Raw genomic sequence first — 17,793 nt, forward strand, 5'->3', positions numbered from 1 at the left:
AAAGCTTTATTTAATTCAAATAATAAAACTGGTACCAGGTCAGAATTGAACGGCAGTATCGCTCAAAGTAGATTGGAAGGTTTTAACACAATGTTTACAACTGACCATTATAATGTTAAACCGAATGCATCTGGAGAGATAGTTATGAATATGTCCGCTTTAGCTAATTTTCAATTCAATCAGAACATATCCTATTATGGCCAAACCGTTGCCATATTATTGATTGAAAAAACAACAACGGCTAATCCAAGAACCAATTTCGGCAAATTTAATTTCGCTAACACAAACGCTGCTTCTCATCCTGACTGGGCAACTTTAACAGGCGACCCAACAACAGCCATTCAAACAGCAATAGACCCTGTATCAGGTTGGGCAATCAATACTGTTAGTACTGATCCAACTTATTGGGCAAAGTATGGTGGTAATTATGGGAATGACAATGAAGCTCCTGCTAACATTTATACCGATATTTTTCCAGCAGTTGTTTCTAAAAGTGCGAGGTTAAATTATGCTTTGAATTTTAATCCAGCTACACAAAACTATAACTATGAAGTAATTGGTACACCCGGAATGGGCTTACCTGCCGGCACTTACAATTTGAAGATACTTTCAAGTACGACAGCTGATTTTGCACCATCGAAAATTTGGGTAAAAATGGGTAGCAGTAATGGAGTATGTGATAATACAATTGTAGGTAAGGATAATGTTAACAACTATCTTTCTTATACAGGTTATTTAAAAGATGGAGAAACTATAAAAATTGGTTGCTATATGCCGGATGTTTGGGGTTTGTGTTTTATGAATGCAGTGATCGTTGAGAAAGTAGATTAATGTACTGATGAGGAACTTTTTGTAAAGACGTTATCTCATAAACTGTGCAAGGGAGTGTAAAATGAACTGTGTCAAAATAACTTTGCATTATTAAATTGATCTCATTATTAAATGATATTTTTTCTGGTACAGCTGAAAAGCGTAACTGATGCTGAAAAAAATATCGTTTGATAATGAGATTTATTTTTACAGATTGAGTTTCAACCGATCGCCAAATTTAATGGATAACTGAGATACCGTCAAACTCCAGTTCTGGAGCGGTTGGATCCATTTTTTCTGGATGTTCTGAGTTGCCAGGTAGATTAGCTTTAGCAGTGCCATATCCGATGTAAAGGCACCTTTAGTCTTAGTGACTTTGCGGATTTGTCGGTGGAAGCCTTCAATGGTATTTGTTGTATAGATTAACCTTCGTATGGCCTCAGACTAATCAAAATAAGTACTAAGCTTCGACCAGTTGCGCTGTCGGGAGATGACATTGTATGGCTGGTTTTACTTCCTAACATCCTTCGGCATCACTCCAAACTTCTTCCTGAACGCCGCCGTAAAATGATGCGGGTGTTTATATCCCATCCTATCCGCTACTTCTCCCACATACATTTTCTCGTCCTGCAATAGCCGTTTGGCTTCCTGCATGCGGATATCACTGAGGTAGCCAAATACTGTGGTGTTGAACAATTCTTTAAAGCCATTTTTAAGCTTCATCTGGTTAATCCCTGCTTTACGGGCCAGGGTGGTAATGGAAAGTGGTTGTTCATAATGTTGCGCTATGTACTGCTTTATGTCATGCAGACTTTCCACATCCTTTGCCGGTAATTTTGTTTTTTTCGGGAGATGTTGCTCATCCAGCTGTTTCACCTGCATCAGGAAAAGCTCGATGGCTTTGGCTTCCAGGTACATCGCTTTTAGATGGCCGTTGTAGGGTGATTGCCGCATATCGTTGATGATGCTTTGCATGGCGGGCATCATCTGTGCGGTGAAAGCGGGAGAGGGGGCATTGATGGTTTCGTCGCGCTGGAAGCTGCGCATAAAGGGACTTTCTTCCGTAAAAAAATGCTGATAGAAATCTTCGGACATCATAAGCTCGAAAAAGGAGCGGTTTTTAAGCCGGGTGGGGGCTACTATCATTTCATAAGGTTCCGGCGATTCCCGGTATACGACAAACTGTTTTTCGGGTATCGTGGACGCAGTGGTGATGGTATCGTCCTGCAGCCTGAAATGGGAGACAATCATTTTTTTAGCCGGGAGAAAAGACATGACTTTCCGGGTAGGGTTGCTGTAGTTACCCCAGCGGAGGTCTACTTCTTTAAAGGAGAGCTCTTCCAGCTGTATATGAAAACCGGATGCATCGTTGATCCTGACTTGTTTTTCCTGCACCGGGGTATTGTTTGTGCTACCCGTCTGACAACTACTGATCATAATACTTCTTTTTGCGTTGATGAGACTTCCTTTCCCGTTGGCTGCCGGCTGCTATGGCGTTTACCTTTGGGTCTACTAAATTAAATCATTAAAATGGAAAAGAACCAGTATATCACGGTATTTGGTGCCACCGGGAAAATAGGGAGTGCACTGTTAACGTTTTTGTCTGCCGCCGGTGTGCCCGTCATTGCGGTTACGCGTAATAAAAGCAAGGCCGTGGTACTGCCTTTTGTGGAATGGGTGGAAGCAGACATGGCGGATAAGGCGAGTTTACACAAAACGATGACAAACAGCCGGGCTGTATTTTTGTCGTCCGGTATGGGAACCAATTTTGTAGCGGAGCAGCACGGGGTGATACAGACCGCTGCGGAAGCGGGAGTGGAGCATATCGTAAAATTATCTTCTGCTGCTGCCGGTAAAAGTTCGCCCACGCACATGGCCAGCTCGCAGATAGGCCAGGCGCATAGTGCCGTGGAAGCGTTGCTGAAAGCAAGCGGTATTCCCTGGACCCTCCTGCAACCTACCGGGTTTATGCAGAACTGGTTAGGCGAATTCTCAGAAAGGGTAAAGCAGGAGCGCAGGATACTGGAAGCTACCGGCGATGGCAAGCGGGCATACATTGATGTACGGGATATTGCGGAAGTAGCCTTTCATGTTTTAACGGCGCCTTCGCAACATGTGGCTGCCACTTATGTGCTCACCGGCGGAGAAGCCATCAATTACGGACAACTCGCTACGAGCCTCAGTCAGGTGCTAGGAGAGCCGGTAACCTATGTGGCACTTACCCTGGAGGAAGCCAAACAACGGATGGAGCAGAAAGGCTTGCCTCCTGCTATGGTACAGACGTTTGTAGCCTATGCGGCCGTGCAGCGCAATGGGGAGGCGGAGTATGTGAGCAATGCCGTAGCAGAAATTTTGCGGAAGCCCGCACGCACCGCTGCAGCATTTGTAAATGACTATTCAGCCTGGTTTAAATGAAAACAAGGAATGACATGCCGGGAAAACAGCACCACCGTTTTTCCGGTATGTTCGGAATAAATGCAGCTACATCTTCATAAAATAAATTTGGGAACGCAAACAAAATATGATAGATTCAATACCATAAATTATTTTTGTTATTGTTTGCTTAAACGTTTAAGTAAATGAGTGCCGCGAAAAACTATTGCAAGAGAAAAGAGAAGTAATTCCACGCCAGAGAACACCGGCCAGCTGATTTTTATAAATAACTGATCCATGAAAAAAAGTAACAACCGACGTTTTTTTCTGAAAAATATAGCGGTCACCTATCTCGGTATTTCCGCATTGCCGGTAGTGGCATTGGCAGAAAACACTTCCGAAAAAGTAGCAGCTTCCGATAATGACCGCCATTTTAACGACAGCTACAAAGGGAAATATAATAACCGGATTGCGTTTCCTATCGGTGGCATCGGCGCCGGTATGTTTTGTCTGGAAGGCAGCGGCGCTATCTCGCATATGTCTGTTCACCATAACCCGGAAATGTTTTGCGAGCCCGCCATGTTTGCCGCCATCAGTATAAAAGGCGGTGAAGCCAGGGTGTTGGAAGGGCCTGTTCCGGACTGGAAAAAATTTGGTCAGCGGGATGCGGGGCTGGGCGGCACCGGCGGCGCTACCTGGGGACTCCCGCGTTTTAAAAACGCAGTGATGAAAGTCCGTTTTCCATTTGCCGATATTACACTCGAAGATGAAACAATGCCCGTGCAGGTAGCTATAAAAGGTTGGAGCCCTTTTATCCCGGGCGATGAAGATCATGCCAGCATGCCTGTTGGTGCCCTGGAATATCATTTTATCAATACCGGCCATAAAACGGAAGAATTCATCTTCTCTTATCACGCCCGTAATTTTATGCGGCAGGCAGATACCTTGCACAACGTAGAAGCCATGCCCAACGGATTTGTGTTAGCACAAGCCGCACCGGAAAACGCGGCGGAGAAGCAGGGACGTTTTGCGATTTATACTACGGAAACAAATACCATCGTAGATCATTGCTGGTTTCGTGGTGGCTGGTTTGATCCCCTGACCATGGTCTGGAATACTTTGAAAGATGGCCACACGCGCAATACCCCTCCGGTAGAAAAAGAGGCGCCCGGTGGCTCCCTGTTTGTACCATTCCAATTAAAGCCCGGTGAAAAAAAAGTCATCCGCCTCCTGATGGCCTGGTATGTACCGGATTCAAAATTACGTATAGGCGAAGAGGTGAGTGGTGAACCCAATTCATTCGGAAAATATTATAAGCCTTGGTACAGCAGCCGGTTTAAAGAGGTGGCTGCTGTATGTGACTATTGGAAAGATAACTACGCGGACCTGTATAAAAAGACCGCCCTTTTTACAGACACGTTCTATAAAAGCACGCTGCCTCCCGAAGTACAGGAAGCGGTAGCCGCTAACCTGACTATCCTGAAATCGGCCACCGTCATGCGACAGTATGATGGCCGTTTCTGGTGCTGGGAAGGCTCCGGTGATACCTGGGGCAGTTGTCATGGTACCTGTACACATGTATGGAATTATGCGCAGGCAGTACCCCATTTATTTCCTGCATTGGAAAGAAGTTTACGCCATACGGAGTTCAACGAAAACCAAAATGCAGAAGGGCATCAGGGATTCAGGGCGAATATTCCTATCTCTCCGTTGGTACATAATTTTCATTCGGCTGCCGACGGACAACTGGGAGGCATCATGAAGGTTTACCGGGAATGGCGTATCAGCGGGGACAATGAATGGCTCAAACAATTATATCCGCGCGTAAAAGTGAGCATGGATTATTGCATCCGTACCTGGGACCCACGTCGCAATGGATTGATAGAAGAGCCTCATCATAATACCTACGATATTGAATTCTGGGGAGCCACCGGTATGTGTACCAGCTTTTACCTGGGCGCCCTGCAGGCATTTTCATTGATGGGTACTTTCCTTGGCCATGATATGGCGGAATATACCGCCCTCTATCAGAAAGGAAAACATCAACTGGAAACAACGCTCTATAACGGAGAATACTTTATACAAAAAATTCAATGGACCGGACTAAACGCTCCGGACCCGGTACAAGCACAATCATTCAGTACACAGTACGCGGACGAAGCATTGGTGCTGCTCAAAAAAGAAGGTCCTAAATACCAATATGGTACCGGATGCCTGTCAGACGGCATTCTTGGCTCGTGGATAGCCCGGGTATGTGGCATGGAAGAACCCGTGGACCCGGCAAAAACAAAAAGTCATTTGCTGGCGGTACATCAATACAACCTGAAAAAAGATTTAAGTAATCATGTGAATCCACAACGCTCTACCTATGCATTAGGAAAGGAAGGCGGCCTGTTATTATGCTCCTGGCCTAAAGGAGGCATGCTGTCGCTTCCCTTTGTATACAGCAACGAAGTATGGACGGGTATTGAATACCAGGTAGCTTCTCACCTGATGTTCCAGGGCGAAGTGGCAAAAGGACTGGATATTGTACGCGCCTGTCGTAAACGATATGATGGTACGGTACGTAATCCTTTCAACGAATACGAATGCGGTCACTGGTATGCCCGCGCTATGTCGAGCTATGGCCTGTTACAGGGGCTCACCGGCGTGAGATACGATGCAGTGGAAAAAGCCATTTACATCGATTCAAAAATAGGTGACTTCAGTAGTTTTATTGCCACAGAAAAAGGTTTTGGTACGGTGAGCTGGAAGAAAGGTATCCCTTCCTTGCAGGTGGCCTACGGCGTGATACCCGCCACACATGCGGTCGTAGGCGGTAAAAAGATAGCATGGCAGGCATGATAAAGGTCCTCATTTATCATGCCTGCCTCTGGTCATAAACGACAAGTCTGCACCTCATTCACCAACTGCCCAATATGATCGATGCTGATTTCTACCCGATCATTATCCTGCAAGGTGAACCCATTATCCGGTACGAGGCAGGTACCCGTCATCAGGTAACAACCATCCGGGAACGCGCAGCCTTTGTACAAAAAGTTCACCAGCTCCTGGTGACTGCGTTTCATCTGGCTGATAGACACGCGGTCGGAATATTGTACCTGTTCATTGCGGTAAATAGACATGTTAATCATCGTGTCCGGCGGAATAGGGCTATCCGGTACCATCAAACAGGGGCCCAGTCCGGCACATTTCTCATATACTTTTGCCTGCGGCAGATACAATGGATTTTCTCCTTCTATGCTACGGGAGCTCATGTCGTTGCCTATAGTATAACCTTCAATTGTTCCCTGGCTGCTGATGAATAAAGTTAGTTCCGGTTCCGGCACATCCCAGGAGGAATCTTCCCGGATGAACAGGATTTGTCCATGTCCGGATACGCGGTGCGGTGTGGCTTTAAAGAAGAGTTCCGGCCGTTCTGCTACATACACTTTGTCGTAGAACGTAGCACCACCGGAGATTTCCGATTCTTCCATCCGGGCGGTACGACTGCGGTAATAAGTAACCCCCGCTGCCCATACTTCCTGTGCGCCGATAGGCGCCATTAAATCACCCGCCAGCAGTTCTGTTGCCAGTGCAGCTGAAATGGGTGTTCGTCCTTTCAGGTCGGCCCGCACGAGTTCAAATAATCCTTGTCTGTTTACATAGCTGTTCCAGTTGGCCGCTATGGTATAATACTGATCCTGGTAAGCAATTAGTAAAGTCGTGGATGTTTTATAAATGCGGATGATCTCCATGTGGATGTATTTTATTTTTTAGCAAGAAATTGTTCTACTTCTTTTAATGGTAACTGCCATAACTGAGCGGCCAGGGCCTGCAATGCTTTGGTGTCGCCTTCGAAGTGCATGGTCACCTGCCGGTAGCGGAGCGTTTCGCCGGGGTTCAGTGCGCGCGCATCGGAAGAAGATTCTACTTCATAGAACGGCCCCATTTGTGTGCCGTCTGCCAGAGGGCCATCGTTGTAACAGTTCACGGCATCACCTTTGAACGGTTCTTTTTGTTGCTCCCATTTGGAGTTAACATACCGGCCTTGTGGTACCACTTCGTAAAACAGCACGGTGAGGGTGTTGTTTTGCAGGTCTATGCTGCCGGCGCCTCTCCTGGCCACGAGTGGCGACAGGCCCAGTTTTCCGCGGGACTTGCCATCGGCGCGGAACAACAATAAACTATCTTGTATCAACAGATTTTGTGCAGATATTTTACCAAAATAATCATCGGTGATATGTTGCTTCGCATTGGGAATATGCTGAAAGGGTGCAACGATGGCGGTTTGATCGGAGGGTTTAAACATGCCGAGCAGCCAGATGCTCAGCAGGCCGTTTTGTTCCTGCCAGGTGCTGTCGCCACTATTGGTGACGGCATTATCCGTTTCGTAGGCAATACTTTTTATACCTGCGGGCAAATCAAATCCCAGTTGCGCCGTCACCTCGCTGTTGCCTAACAATCGGATAGTTCGGCTGATTTGCAGTGTAAAGCTGCTGCCTTTATAATTCTGCAGCGTACCCTGTTGCTGATAAGTGATGGCGGTATCGGATTGTGCAGTCACAGCATAGTGCGCGGTATCTATCAGTCCGGGTGTTTGCCAGTTGACAAAATCAAATGTTTTTCCCGGTGGGAAAAAGAGTGCATATTGACCGCCTTCGGGGCCGAGCCAGAAACGTTCTTCTCCACCAAATGCATTGATATGCGGTGCAAATTTTTGAGAATCTACCAGGTCGTAATTAATCCAGCCAAAACTTTTGCCCGCGTTACCGCCGGTGGTGCTGGTCATTACCCTCGCCTGGTAGTCGCCGGTTACCACCAGCCCACTGCTATCGCCGGCATGTTTTAATACGACTACATTTTTTAAATGCTGCTGCAGAAAAGCAACGTCTTCACCAAAGTTGACAGGCTTCATAGGTTGTTGTTCATGCGTGGTGCCGCCGCCATTGCATGCAGCTAAACCTGCAGCCAGACAACCGGAAAGAAGAAAGGATTTCATATCGATGGAATTAAACGATGAAAGCAAACAGTGAAAATTTCTTCGCCAGAATTTCTTTGTATCAAATTAACAGCGAAAAACAACAAAACGCGGGCGCTTTCGGCTTTTTGCTTTCTGCCTTCAGCTCCCAAAGTCATCAGGAATCAGCCATTTTTGCAAATGTGCCATTTACCAGTCGCCATATCCCCAGGGGGTTATGGTCCTGTAGTTCCGGTGGCAGCAGGTAGACCGGGAAATCCTGAAAGCATACCGGCCGGCAGAAACGATATATGGCGGCAGTACCTAACGAAGTGCCGGCAGCGGGAGTGGCCGCGGGCCAGGGACCGCCATGTACCATGGCATGGTTCACGGGCGCGCCTGTAGGAAAACCGTTGATGATGATCCTGCCTGCTTTTTCTCTTAAAATATCAATAAGACCGGCATGTTCCCGCAGGTCTTCTTCCGTACCATGAATGGTAGCGGTGAGTTGGCCTTCGAGCTTTCTTGCCAGCGTATACACTTCTTCTATACTGCCGGCATGAATATGCAGCGAAGACGGACCAAATACTTCCTGGCAGATAGCTGGCTTTTCCAGCGCATTTGCGGCCGTTGCCTGCAAGAGGTAAGGGGTAGCCTGGTCTGGCACCGTTTGGGCCGCTCCCAGTACCTGTACGCCTTCCTGTTGGAGGTAGTCAAGGCCCTGTTGATACGCATGTAAGATACCGGGGGTAAGCATAGGGCCGCCGGTAGCATGGCCAATGCCTTGCTGCAGGGTGCTGATAAACGCTGCGGCTGCATCTGCCGAAGGCGTGATAAACATACCGGGATTGGTACAAAACTGTCCTACGCCCAGGGTCACCGATTGCAGCAACTGCATAGCCAGCGCGGGTCCCTTCTCCAGTAATATACCCGGCAGAAAAAACACCGGGTTTACACTGCCCATTTCTGCAAACACCGGTATGGGTACTGCTCTACGTGTAGCCGTATCGTATAGTGCCTTGCCGCCTTTGAAAGAACCGGTAAAAGCAATGGCCGATACCAGCGGATGCGCTACCAGGTATTGACCGGTTTCGTGGGAAGTGCCGTGTACCATGGAAAATACGCCCTCCGGCATTTGTGTACGCATCACCGCTTTGCGGATGGCGGTGGCTACCAGGTGGGAGGTATGCGGGTGTGCGGGATGTGCTTTGAATACCACGGTGCAACCGGCGGCCAGTGCGGACGCCGTGTCGCCACCGGCCACAGAAAATGCCAGCGGAAAATTGCTGGCGCCAAAAATGCCAACTACGCCAAGAGGAATCTGCATTTGCCGTATATCGGGCGTGCCGGTGTCGATCCGGGCATTCACCCAGGAGCCTTCGGCAATGGTGTTGGCAAACAACCGCAACTGCCCGGTAGTACGATCTCTTTCACCCTGCAAGCGCTGCAGCGGTAGCCCGCTTTCCGACGAGGCTACGCTGATTAACTCATCTCCCAGAGAAATAATTTCTTCTGCAATGGCCTGTAGAAAAGCAGCCCGCTGCAAGGAAGTCGTTTTTTTATAAGCGATAAATGCCTTGGCCGCCATCGTTAGGGCGGTGTCTATTTCTCCGGTAGTGGCTTCGCGGAATTCGGTCGGCAACCATTGCTGCTGTACCGGATCAAATGCACGGAATAACTGATCGCCTTCTCCTGAAAAGTGATTGCCTATCAGCTGTAATCCTGTTGACGATGTTCGACTCATCTTGTGGTAGTTTTATTTATCAGTTTACTTCCAGATCATTCATAGATGGCAACTTGGGAAAAGGTGCATGTGGCTCGCGCTGATACCAGAACACGACACTGCTGATATCTGATTGCTGTGGCAGATAACGGCCACCACTGCGCCAGCCAAGATCCTGTATGGTCACTTTCAGTTCCTTTTCAAAACGGATTGGGTCCATAATATGCCAGCGGTATAAACCAAAACGTTGCTGCGATTTATATAATCCATCGGGACGGATCACCTGGTGCAACCCGGTATAAGGGGTGGAGAATTCTGTATAGCGACCTTTATGGTCGAAGTTATAGGAGCCACAGAAATAGTCTTCCGTACCGGTGCCGCAAATAGTAGGGAATTTACCATCGCCATCCATAAAGAATTTTATTTCCCCTTCGCCCCACCAGCCGTTATTATTCACGCCCCAGGCGAGATAGGTACCTACGTATTGTCCTTGTCCTTTTACGCCATCCAGCATCGTAAAAGAGGCATCTTTCACGGGATTGTTGCGGCGGAATTGTGCATGGAAATAACCAGCATCTTCAGGTACCGTCGTCAGCGTATAGTCGACCTGGTAGTACAGGGTCATTCTTTCTGTATTGATATTTTCCATGGTGATTTTGCATTTCTTCCGGAAAGGCATGGCCCAGTAGCAGTTGAAGGCGCTGCCGGGATTCACGCATACCGCCAGGGAATTGAGCGGTGCATATTCGCCCCAGCCCATGCCGAAGAAATCACCTACCGGTACTTCTACAGAGGGCGTGGTTTCATCATCCCAGTAAAAGCGGAGAATAGAATAGCGCCAGTTGCCGGTGGGGGTCATCCAGATATGCTGTATGGCGCCGGGACCGGTTACTTCCGCCAGCGTCACCGTTTTGCCGGGTTCAATAAAAATGAAAGGATTTACCTTCCAGCCCTGACCCAGATCCCTGGCGGCGCTACGGGCATTGCCCTGGTCGAGGGTCGCCATGCCACCTTTGGCCGGTTCGCCGGTGATGTTCTCCGGACTGATAGAACGCGTTTTGGCATTAGAGAGACGGAAGAGATTACCCATGTTCATGTCTAATCCGTTGAAGGATTGTTGTGCGTAGGTGCCCCAGCTGATACACGCAGATATAGATAGCAGCAGCAGTTTTTTCATCATGTGGATTTTGATTTCGGGTTTTAAATGAATAGTCGCTTTAACGTTTAAGCATAGTTGTGCAATAAAATGCAGTCATGGGTGCGGTATGGCGGCCGTTAACGGCTGCCACAGGACTTTCTGACCACTAGTGTCGTATCGATGCAAATATGTTCGGTCTCTTTTTTATGGTCTTTGATTTCTTCCAACAGCACACGTACTGCCGCCTTACCCATTTCCAGGATAGGTTGCCGTACAAACGTAACAGGGGAGTAAAACAGGTCCAGTGCTTCCCCTTCATCAAAGGTGATCACCGCCAGTTGATCCGGAATGCGTACCCCCAATGAGTTAATATATTTCAATCCCTCCATGGCAATGCTATTGGTGGCAAAAAAAACAGCATCCGCCGGATGAGGCCCACTGAGCAGTTGATCTATGGATACTTTAATGTCTTCTTTAAGATGCGAATACCTGGCCGACTTCAGCAACGTATTGCCTGCCGTCATCCCATGCGCCTTTAAAGCTGCTTTATAGCCACGTTTTCTTTCACCAATATGATGCAGGGTGGTTTTATAGGCAATCATGCCAATGCGCTTTCTGCCCGTTTTTACCAGGTGAGATACCGCATGAAAGGCGGCTTCGTAATTATTCACGGCAATATGACTGGCCTCCATCCCGGGAAAGAAACGGTCAATCAATACAAAAGGTACCTTCTGTGCTTTCAACTGCCGGATCTGTTCTTCCGATCCCTCCGTCGGTGTAATGATCAATCCATCTACCTGCCGGTTCAATAATACATTAATAAGGTCACCCGATTTATCCACGTTCTCATCCGAACTGCCAAAGATCACGGTATAATTATTTCGCTTGGCTTCATCTTCTATGATGCGGGCAATGTTGGCAAAGAAAGGGTTGCAGATATCTGCCACAATCAAACCAATGGTAAAAGACCGGCCACTTTTTAAACTACGGGCAATATGATTGGGCTGATAGTTCAGCTTGCGCGCTATCTCCCTGATTTTTTTGGCGATCACTGCTCCCACACGGGCCTCTTTCTCTTTATTCGTCAGCACATAGGATACCAATGCCGTGGACACTCCTGCCTGGGTAGCGATATCTTTCAGCGAGACTTTCTTCATTGCTTAAAAATATGCTTAAACGTTTAAGTATGCAAGCTTTTTAGTATTTTTTTTAGTTTTTGGGAGATGGATACCGCATGGAGCCTGCTGCCGCCCCGGAAAATAAACCAGAGGCAGATAGTCGCGTTAGTTGACTGATAACATCAGTGCCGTTCCCGGCAGGCCCGGCCAACGAAACGTGATCGCTGGAATCATCTACCTGAAAAAAAGTTTAACTTTCTTTTTTTCAACTGACAGACTGTTGTCACATACCCCTGTTAATTTTGTTTCAGCAAACAACGATAACGCTTACATCACTTAAAGAAAATACTATCATGAAACAATTACAGCCTTTTAAAATTGAAGTATCTGAAGACCTGCTGACTGATCTGGCAGCAAGACTGAAACAAACCCGCTGGACAGATGAACCCGAAAATGCCGGCTGGAATTATGGTACCAATCCGCAATACCTGCGGGAGCTAACAGACTATTGGCAACATAGCTATGACTGGCGCAAACAGGAAGCCCTGTTAAACAGTTTTCCTCAATTTAAGGCAACGATTGACGGTGTAGACATTCATTTTATTTATGTAAAAGGCAATCGTCCTGATGCCAAACCATTGCTCCTCACACACGAATGGCCCGACTCTTTTTTCCGTTTTTATAAAGTAATTCCGATGCTGACCGCACCAGCAGACGATGCCCCTTGTTTTGATGTAATTATTCCATCTATGCCCGGTTATGGTTTTTCCAGCCGCGTAGCTACCACTTCCGAAAACGCGGCACACCTGTGGGCAAAGTTAATGACCGAAGTACTCGGCTACGACAGCTTCCTGGCAGCAGGCGATTTCGCTGTGACCACCGCCCTGGCACAAAATTATCCTGCACAGGTAAAAGGTATTCATCTCACCGATACCGGTTATCCAAATGGTACGGAAGACTGGTCCACCATGTCGCCGGCAGAGCAACAGTTCGGACAGTTTATTCAGGGCTGGTGGTTTATGGAAGGCGCCTTTAACATGATTCAATCTACCAAACCCCAAACACTGGGATATGCGTTGAATGATTCCCCCGTAGGACTGGCCTCCTGGATCCTGGAGAAATTTTATGCCTGGAGTGATACCAAAGGAAATATAGAAAACAGTTTTACAAAAGATGAATTGCTCACCAATATCATGATCTATTGGGTGTCTGCTACTATCAATACCGCTATCAGAAGATACCTGGAAGATGCACGTGTGATGTTTGGAGAACATGGTCCGAAACCAGTGCCCAGAACAGAAGTGCCTACCGCCGTATCTATTTTCCCGGCAGATAGTAATACACCGGAAGAATGGGCCGCGCGCCGCGTGAATCTGAAAAGCTTTAATAAACTACCACAGGGTGGCCGGTTTGCCGCACTCGAAGTACCCGCCTTGTATGTGCAGGAACTGCAGCATTTTGCACGGTTACTGGGATAAGCACAGTATATTTTTTCTCGCAAAGGTGCAAAGCAGCGAAGCAGCAAAGAATACCGAAGCGGATTTTAAGTCCGCAATACGCGGAGATGAGGTAATAGCTCTAAATAAGACAATTATATCATCTTCGCGCCTTTGCTGCTTCGCTGCTTTGCTCCTTTGCGGGAAATTACTAGAACGGACGTACGAAATTATCGGGTACCGTATCTTTATACTGTATACGCATGGCTTCCAGCCGCGTACTTAAATCCTTCCGGATAGCGGAATACTTCGGATCATCATACCTGTTTTTCATTTCATGTGGATCCTGCAACAAATCATACAATTCCCAGGTATCAATATTATTATAGAAGTGGATCAGCTTATACCGGTTGGTACGTATACCGTAATGGCGTTTCACGCTGTGAAACGCGGGGTATTCATAGTAATGGTAGTAAATGGCATCCCGCCATGGAATGGACTTTCCGGACAGCAGTGGTGCAAATGATTGCCCCTGCATATCGGCGGGGGCGCATACACCTGCATAGTCCAGCAGGGTGGGGGCATAGTCGAGGTTTTGCACTAATTGTTTTTCTACGGTGCCTGGCTGTATATGCCCCGGATAACGCATCACCAGCGGCATATGGAGTGACTCTTCATACATAAATCGTTTATCAAACCAACCGTGTTCACCGAGGTACATGCCCTGATCAGACGTGTAAATCACAATCGTGTTTTCGGTAAGATGATGTGCATCCAGGTAATCCAGTACGCGACCAATACTTTTGTCTACGGATACGACACAACGTAGATAGTCCTCCATATAACGCTGGTACTTCCATGCAATCAATGCTTTGCCGGTGGGGCTACGTTTTTTATAGTCGGCAATCACCGGCGCATATTCCTTGTCCCAGGCGGCCTTTTGTGCAGGGTTAAGCCGCTCATAGTCGTGAATGAAATTGGTCCACGACCATTTTCCATCTATAATAGCGCCGGTAGTATCATACAGTTTAAGATCATATACCAGGTACATATCTTTTTCAATACTCATTTCCTGTTGTGCAGCGGCGGCAGTACGATTTTTGTAATCGTCGTATAACGTGGGTGGCGCCGGAAAATGCCTTCCGCGCAATGCATCAAAATCGCTCGTATCCGGCATCCAGTTGCGGTGTGGCGCTTTGTGATACAGCAGCATACAAAATGGTTTAGCTGTATCGCGGGTATCCAGGTATTGCAGGGCGTAGTCGGTGATCAGGTTGGTCGCATAGCCGGTGACCTGTTTTACGCTGCCATCCATCATAATAAAATCAGGATTGTAGTAATGTCCCTGGTCGGGCATGGTGATCCAGTAGTTGAAGCCGGTAGGCATACTTTTCAGGTGCCATTTACCAATCATTGCGGTCTGATAACCCGCCTGCTGCAGCAGTTTGGGGAATGTTACCTGTGAGCTGTCGAAGGTGATGCCATTGTGTATTTGCCCGTTTACATTGGAATGTTTACCGGTTAATATCACTGCTCTGCTGGGTGCACAAATAGAATTGGTGCAAAAGCTGTTGGTGAAAATAGCGCCTTCTTTGGCGATGCGGTCTATATTCGGCGTATGTAACAGCGCCGGATTATAGGCGCTGATCGCCTGCAAGGCATGATCATCTGTCATGATGACGATGATGTTGGGTTTCGTTGGAGGATACAGTACCTGCGCAGTTGTTCCCGAACTTTTACACAATAGCATCGCTATTACCAGGCTGGTAAACAGTTTTTTCATGAATACAAAATTTAGAAAGAAAGGAAGCGGGTGCATCCCATCACTGACACACCCGCTGAGGATTAATGAAGGGTAACTTTGATGGATATACGTTTTTCGCCGGATTGCAATTGCAACACGTAGGTATGGCCGCTGGAGATCTTATCATTGTTGAACGTCAGCGTATGTGCGCCTACGTTAGTGGCGGTGGTCTTTTGCAATACTCTTACGGTTTTACCACTTTCGTCGAGCAGTGTAAAGGTGGTGCTGCTACCGGCTTCTTTCACATAATAAGCCATTTCATATACTTTCTTGTCCGGGTGCAGCAGCAGGTCGTAGCTGCCGGAGATGGTTTCCGGTACCGCTTCCGGAAATCCGGTTTCATACACCGGCTGGCTAATGCCTGCCAGTAGCAGTCCTTGTTTTACTTCCGGGCTGCTCATTAAAAGGTCCCATATTTTACCGGTACGATAGTTTTCTATCATCACCACAATTGGGCCCTGATCAATAGCGAGGTATTGATTGTCGTACCAGTTTTTACTGATGTTGAATGCATCATGAAAACCATATACGCCCCAAAGTTGGTAGCCCAGATCATTGGAGTAATGTTGTAACGCCTGCAGGGAATAATACGGCGTATAAGGCATAGCAGATAAGGCGGCGGTAGGCGCCAGGGTGCCTTCGTCAAGGTCCGGCGCATGGGCCCTGTAACCATTTACTCCATCGGCGGCGGTGAGGCCCCATTGATTAGGTGCGTATTGATTGGTGGCAGGTGCTTCCTGCAAGCAATAGGCACGGTTAATCATGGTGTGATTGATATTCTGTTGTATATAGCTGCAGTATTGATCCTGCATCAGGTGTGGGTTTAAGCCCAGGAAAGAATAATGAGACAGGAACAGTGGTCCGCCTTTATCTCTGCCAAGGTATTGTTTATAGCCATAGAAAGTTTTGCCATTGCGGAAGTTACCGTTACGGGTCCAGCCATTGGTGTATACGTCTGCCGTGATGCCATGGGTGGGGGCGCCCAGTGCGAGGATATAAGTAATCAGACTTTCGTTCCAGCCGCTGATGGGTAGTTCAAATACATTGCCCTGTGGATACCAGCCCCAGTAAAGACTTTTAGTATTGTTGGTATACCAGTCCCACTCAATAGCTTGATAAAACTTATCCGTTAGCTGACGGATTTCTGCTTCTTCTGCGCTGTTGCCGGTCAGATAGGCTTTGGCGCTGAGCAGGCCTGCCATCATGAAAGAGGTTTCTACCAGGTCGCCCGCATTGCCTTTGCCACTGAAGGGATTGGCCTTGCCGGTGGTGCCATCCATCCAGTGTGACCAGGCGCCATGAAAGCGATCGGCTTTGTCGAGGAAACGCACGATGCTGAGGATACGTTGTATCCCTTCGGTTTTGGTAATCCAGCCACGTTCCATGCCGCAGATAGTGGCCATCACGCCAAAACCGGTACCCCCGGTCGTGACGGTGTTGCCGGAAGTAGTGGTAGACCGCTCCGGCGCCATGCCGGAGAAATTTTTACCCAGCTGCCAGAAATATTGAAAACATCCCTGCTGTGTTTTTTCCAGTAATGCCTGGTTGATAGCGGTGCTGTCTGTAACGCTTACGGCTACCGCATTTGATTTAGTGCAGGCAATCACGGGCATCAACATAACGATGACGGCTATACTAATGAATATTTTTTTCATGTCTTTTTTTTAGGGAGATATTAATAACCAGGGTTCTGAATCAGTACGCCCTGTGCTTTGTCCATTTCATCCTGTGGAATCGGCAACAGTTCGTGTTTGCTATCCACATAATTATTTTTCCCTGCCGCGGCAAGTGCTTTTTTAGCGATGCCCCAGCGTACTATATCGTAGAAGCGTTCCTGTTCCATAGCCAGTTCTATACGACGCTCGTTGCGGATCAGGTCCATGAGTTTTTGCGGATCACGCTCCGTGATTTTGGGCAGAATGCTGGCGCTGTTACCACGGGCACGGGCGCGTACCATTTCCAGTTTGGCGAGGGCTTCGTCTGCCTGTCCCAGTTCATTGGCCGCTTCCGCATGCATGAGCAATACATCTGAGTAGTGCAGCAGCCGTACATTGCTCCACTGCCCAAAATTGCTGTTGTTTTGTGTACGTACTTTAGGATTCGTATATACTTTCTGGTTATACATAGGATTGGGTAATCCCTGTGGTAGCGTTTCCCCGTAAGGAGTGGTTTCACCGGCATATAGAATGGTGGACTCTCTGCGGGGATCACCGGTTTCATAGGCGGCGGCGAGACTGGCAGATGGAACGTTGAAACCCCATCCCTGGTTGAATTGTCCGGCGCCGCGGATGCCCTGCACCTGGGCATATTGACAACCATAAGTGGTGTAAGCCGCCGTATACAATGCCTGTACTTCAAAGATAGACTCACCGCAATTTTCTCCATCTTCCGAAAAAAGATAACTATAGGCTGGCTGCAGACTATACAATCCGGAATTAATAACCGCGGTGGT

Annotated in this window: 13 protein-coding genes and 1 pseudogene; 4 read left to right on the forward strand and 10 right to left on the reverse strand. The window is 47.8% G+C overall.

From position 1 onward, the window contains the following. On the forward strand, positions 1-831 hold an 831-nt coding region (locus tag VIP81_RS11485), incomplete at its 5' end, for a hypothetical protein (RefSeq protein WP_331960134.1). A gap of 186 nt (positions 832-1,017) precedes the next feature. Here the strand turns inward: VIP81_RS11485 and VIP81_RS33760 are convergent. Further along, positions 1,018-1,299: pseudogene (locus VIP81_RS33760) on the reverse strand (transposase); the annotation flags it as partial. Positions 1,300-1,320: 21 nt separating this feature from the next. Next, the gene (locus VIP81_RS11490; protein ID WP_331960137.1) at positions 1,321-2,247 is read right to left on the reverse strand and encodes an AraC family transcriptional regulator; all 927 of its coding nucleotides are present in this window, start codon (positions 2,245-2,247) and stop codon (positions 1,321-1,323) included. Between the two features lie 93 nt (positions 2,248-2,340). Here VIP81_RS11490 and VIP81_RS11495 point away from each other — a divergent pair, with 93 nt between their 5' ends. Then, positions 2,341-3,225 (forward strand): NmrA family NAD(P)-binding protein, encoded by an 885-nt coding sequence (locus tag VIP81_RS11495; protein WP_331960140.1) that lies wholly within the window; start codon positions 2,341-2,343, stop codon positions 3,223-3,225. 255 nt (positions 3,226-3,480) lie between these two features. Further along, positions 3,481-6,027, forward strand: a complete 2,547-nt coding sequence (locus tag VIP81_RS11500; protein ID WP_331960143.1) for a GH116 family glycosyl hydrolase — start codon at positions 3,481-3,483, stop codon at positions 6,025-6,027. Between the two features lie 32 nt (positions 6,028-6,059). On the opposite strand, the gene VIP81_RS11505 is transcribed toward VIP81_RS11500, so the two are convergent. The 5 genes from VIP81_RS11505 to VIP81_RS11525 all read right to left on the reverse strand — a co-directional run bounded on the left by VIP81_RS11505 (position 6,060) and on the right by VIP81_RS11525 (position 12,140). Next, positions 6,060-6,920 carry a fumarylacetoacetate hydrolase family protein gene (locus VIP81_RS11505; RefSeq protein ID WP_331960146.1) on the reverse strand — a complete coding sequence of 287 codons (861 nt, stop codon included), beginning with the start codon at positions 6,918-6,920 and terminating at the stop codon, positions 6,060-6,062. An 11-nt stretch (positions 6,921-6,931) separates the two neighbouring features. Further along, positions 6,932-8,164, reverse strand: coding sequence for a DUF6786 family protein (locus tag VIP81_RS11510; protein WP_331960149.1), 1,233 nt, complete (start codon positions 8,162-8,164; stop codon positions 6,932-6,934). A 136-nt stretch (positions 8,165-8,300) separates the two neighbouring features. Then, the gene (locus VIP81_RS11515; protein ID WP_331960152.1) at positions 8,301-9,866 is read right to left on the reverse strand and encodes an aldehyde dehydrogenase (NADP(+)); all 1,566 of its coding nucleotides are present in this window, start codon (positions 9,864-9,866) and stop codon (positions 8,301-8,303) included. 19 nt (positions 9,867-9,885) lie between these two features. After that, entirely contained in the window at positions 9,886-11,025 is a 1,140-nt protein-coding gene (locus VIP81_RS11520; RefSeq protein ID WP_331960155.1) for a glycoside hydrolase family 172 protein, read from the reverse strand. Between the two features lie 95 nt (positions 11,026-11,120). Beyond that, positions 11,121-12,140: a LacI family DNA-binding transcriptional regulator gene (locus VIP81_RS11525; RefSeq protein WP_331960158.1), complete on the reverse strand. Its 1,020-nt coding sequence runs from the start codon at positions 12,138-12,140 to the stop codon at positions 11,121-11,123. 314 nt (positions 12,141-12,454) lie between these two features. On the opposite strand from VIP81_RS11525, the gene VIP81_RS11530 reads away from it, so the two are divergent. Next, positions 12,455-13,579, forward strand: a complete 1,125-nt coding sequence (locus VIP81_RS11530) for an epoxide hydrolase family protein (RefSeq protein WP_331960162.1) — start codon at positions 12,455-12,457, stop codon at positions 13,577-13,579. A 169-nt stretch (positions 13,580-13,748) separates the two neighbouring features. Here the strand turns inward: VIP81_RS11530 and VIP81_RS11535 are convergent, their stop codons facing one another. The 3 genes from VIP81_RS11535 to VIP81_RS11545 form a co-directional block, all read right to left on the reverse strand. Further along, positions 13,749-15,320 (reverse strand): sulfatase, encoded by a 1,572-nt coding sequence (locus tag VIP81_RS11535; protein WP_331960165.1) that lies wholly within the window; start codon positions 15,318-15,320, stop codon positions 13,749-13,751. Positions 15,321-15,382: 62 nt separating this feature from the next. Next, positions 15,383-16,996: a glucoamylase family protein gene (locus VIP81_RS11540; RefSeq protein ID WP_331960168.1), complete on the reverse strand. Its 1,614-nt coding sequence runs from the start codon at positions 16,994-16,996 to the stop codon at positions 15,383-15,385. 20 nt (positions 16,997-17,016) lie between these two features. Beyond that, positions 17,017-17,793, reverse strand: a 777-nt coding sequence (locus VIP81_RS11545) for a RagB/SusD family nutrient uptake outer membrane protein (RefSeq protein ID WP_331960171.1), incomplete at its 5' end; no start/stop codon positions are given.

Source organism: Chitinophaga sp. (assembly GCF_036566945.1).
Taxonomy (GTDB): domain Bacteria; phylum Bacteroidota; class Bacteroidia; order Chitinophagales; family Chitinophagaceae; genus Chitinophaga.

Coding starts and splice junctions, on each gene's coding strand:
- VIP81_RS11535 (WP_331960165.1), bottom strand. CDS start 15,320: ATGAAAAAACTGTTTACCAGCCTGGTAATAGCGATGCTATTGTGTAAA.
- VIP81_RS11540 (WP_331960168.1), bottom strand. CDS start 16,996: ATGAAAAAAATATTCATTAGTATAGCCGTCATCGTTATGTTGATGCCC.
- VIP81_RS11500 (WP_331960143.1), top strand. CDS start 3,481: ATGAAAAAAAGTAACAACCGACGTTTTTTTCTGAAAAATATAGCGGTC.
- VIP81_RS11525 (WP_331960158.1), bottom strand. CDS start 12,140: ATGAAGAAAGTCTCGCTGAAAGATATCGCTACCCAGGCAGGAGTGTCC.
- VIP81_RS11510 (WP_331960149.1), bottom strand. CDS start 8,164: ATGAAATCCTTTCTTCTTTCCGGTTGTCTGGCTGCAGGTTTAGCTGCA.
- VIP81_RS11530 (WP_331960162.1), top strand. CDS start 12,455: ATGAAACAATTACAGCCTTTTAAAATTGAAGTATCTGAAGACCTGCTG.
- VIP81_RS11490 (WP_331960137.1), bottom strand. CDS start 2,247: ATGATCAGTAGTTGTCAGACGGGTAGCACAAACAATACCCCGGTGCAG.
- VIP81_RS11505 (WP_331960146.1), bottom strand. CDS start 6,920: ATGGAGATCATCCGCATTTATAAAACATCCACGACTTTACTAATTGCT.
- VIP81_RS11520 (WP_331960155.1), bottom strand. CDS start 11,025: ATGATGAAAAAACTGCTGCTGCTATCTATATCTGCGTGTATCAGCTGG.
- VIP81_RS11495 (WP_331960140.1), top strand. CDS start 2,341: ATGGAAAAGAACCAGTATATCACGGTATTTGGTGCCACCGGGAAAATA.
- VIP81_RS11515 (WP_331960152.1), bottom strand. CDS start 9,866: ATGAGTCGAACATCGTCAACAGGATTACAGCTGATAGGCAATCACTTT.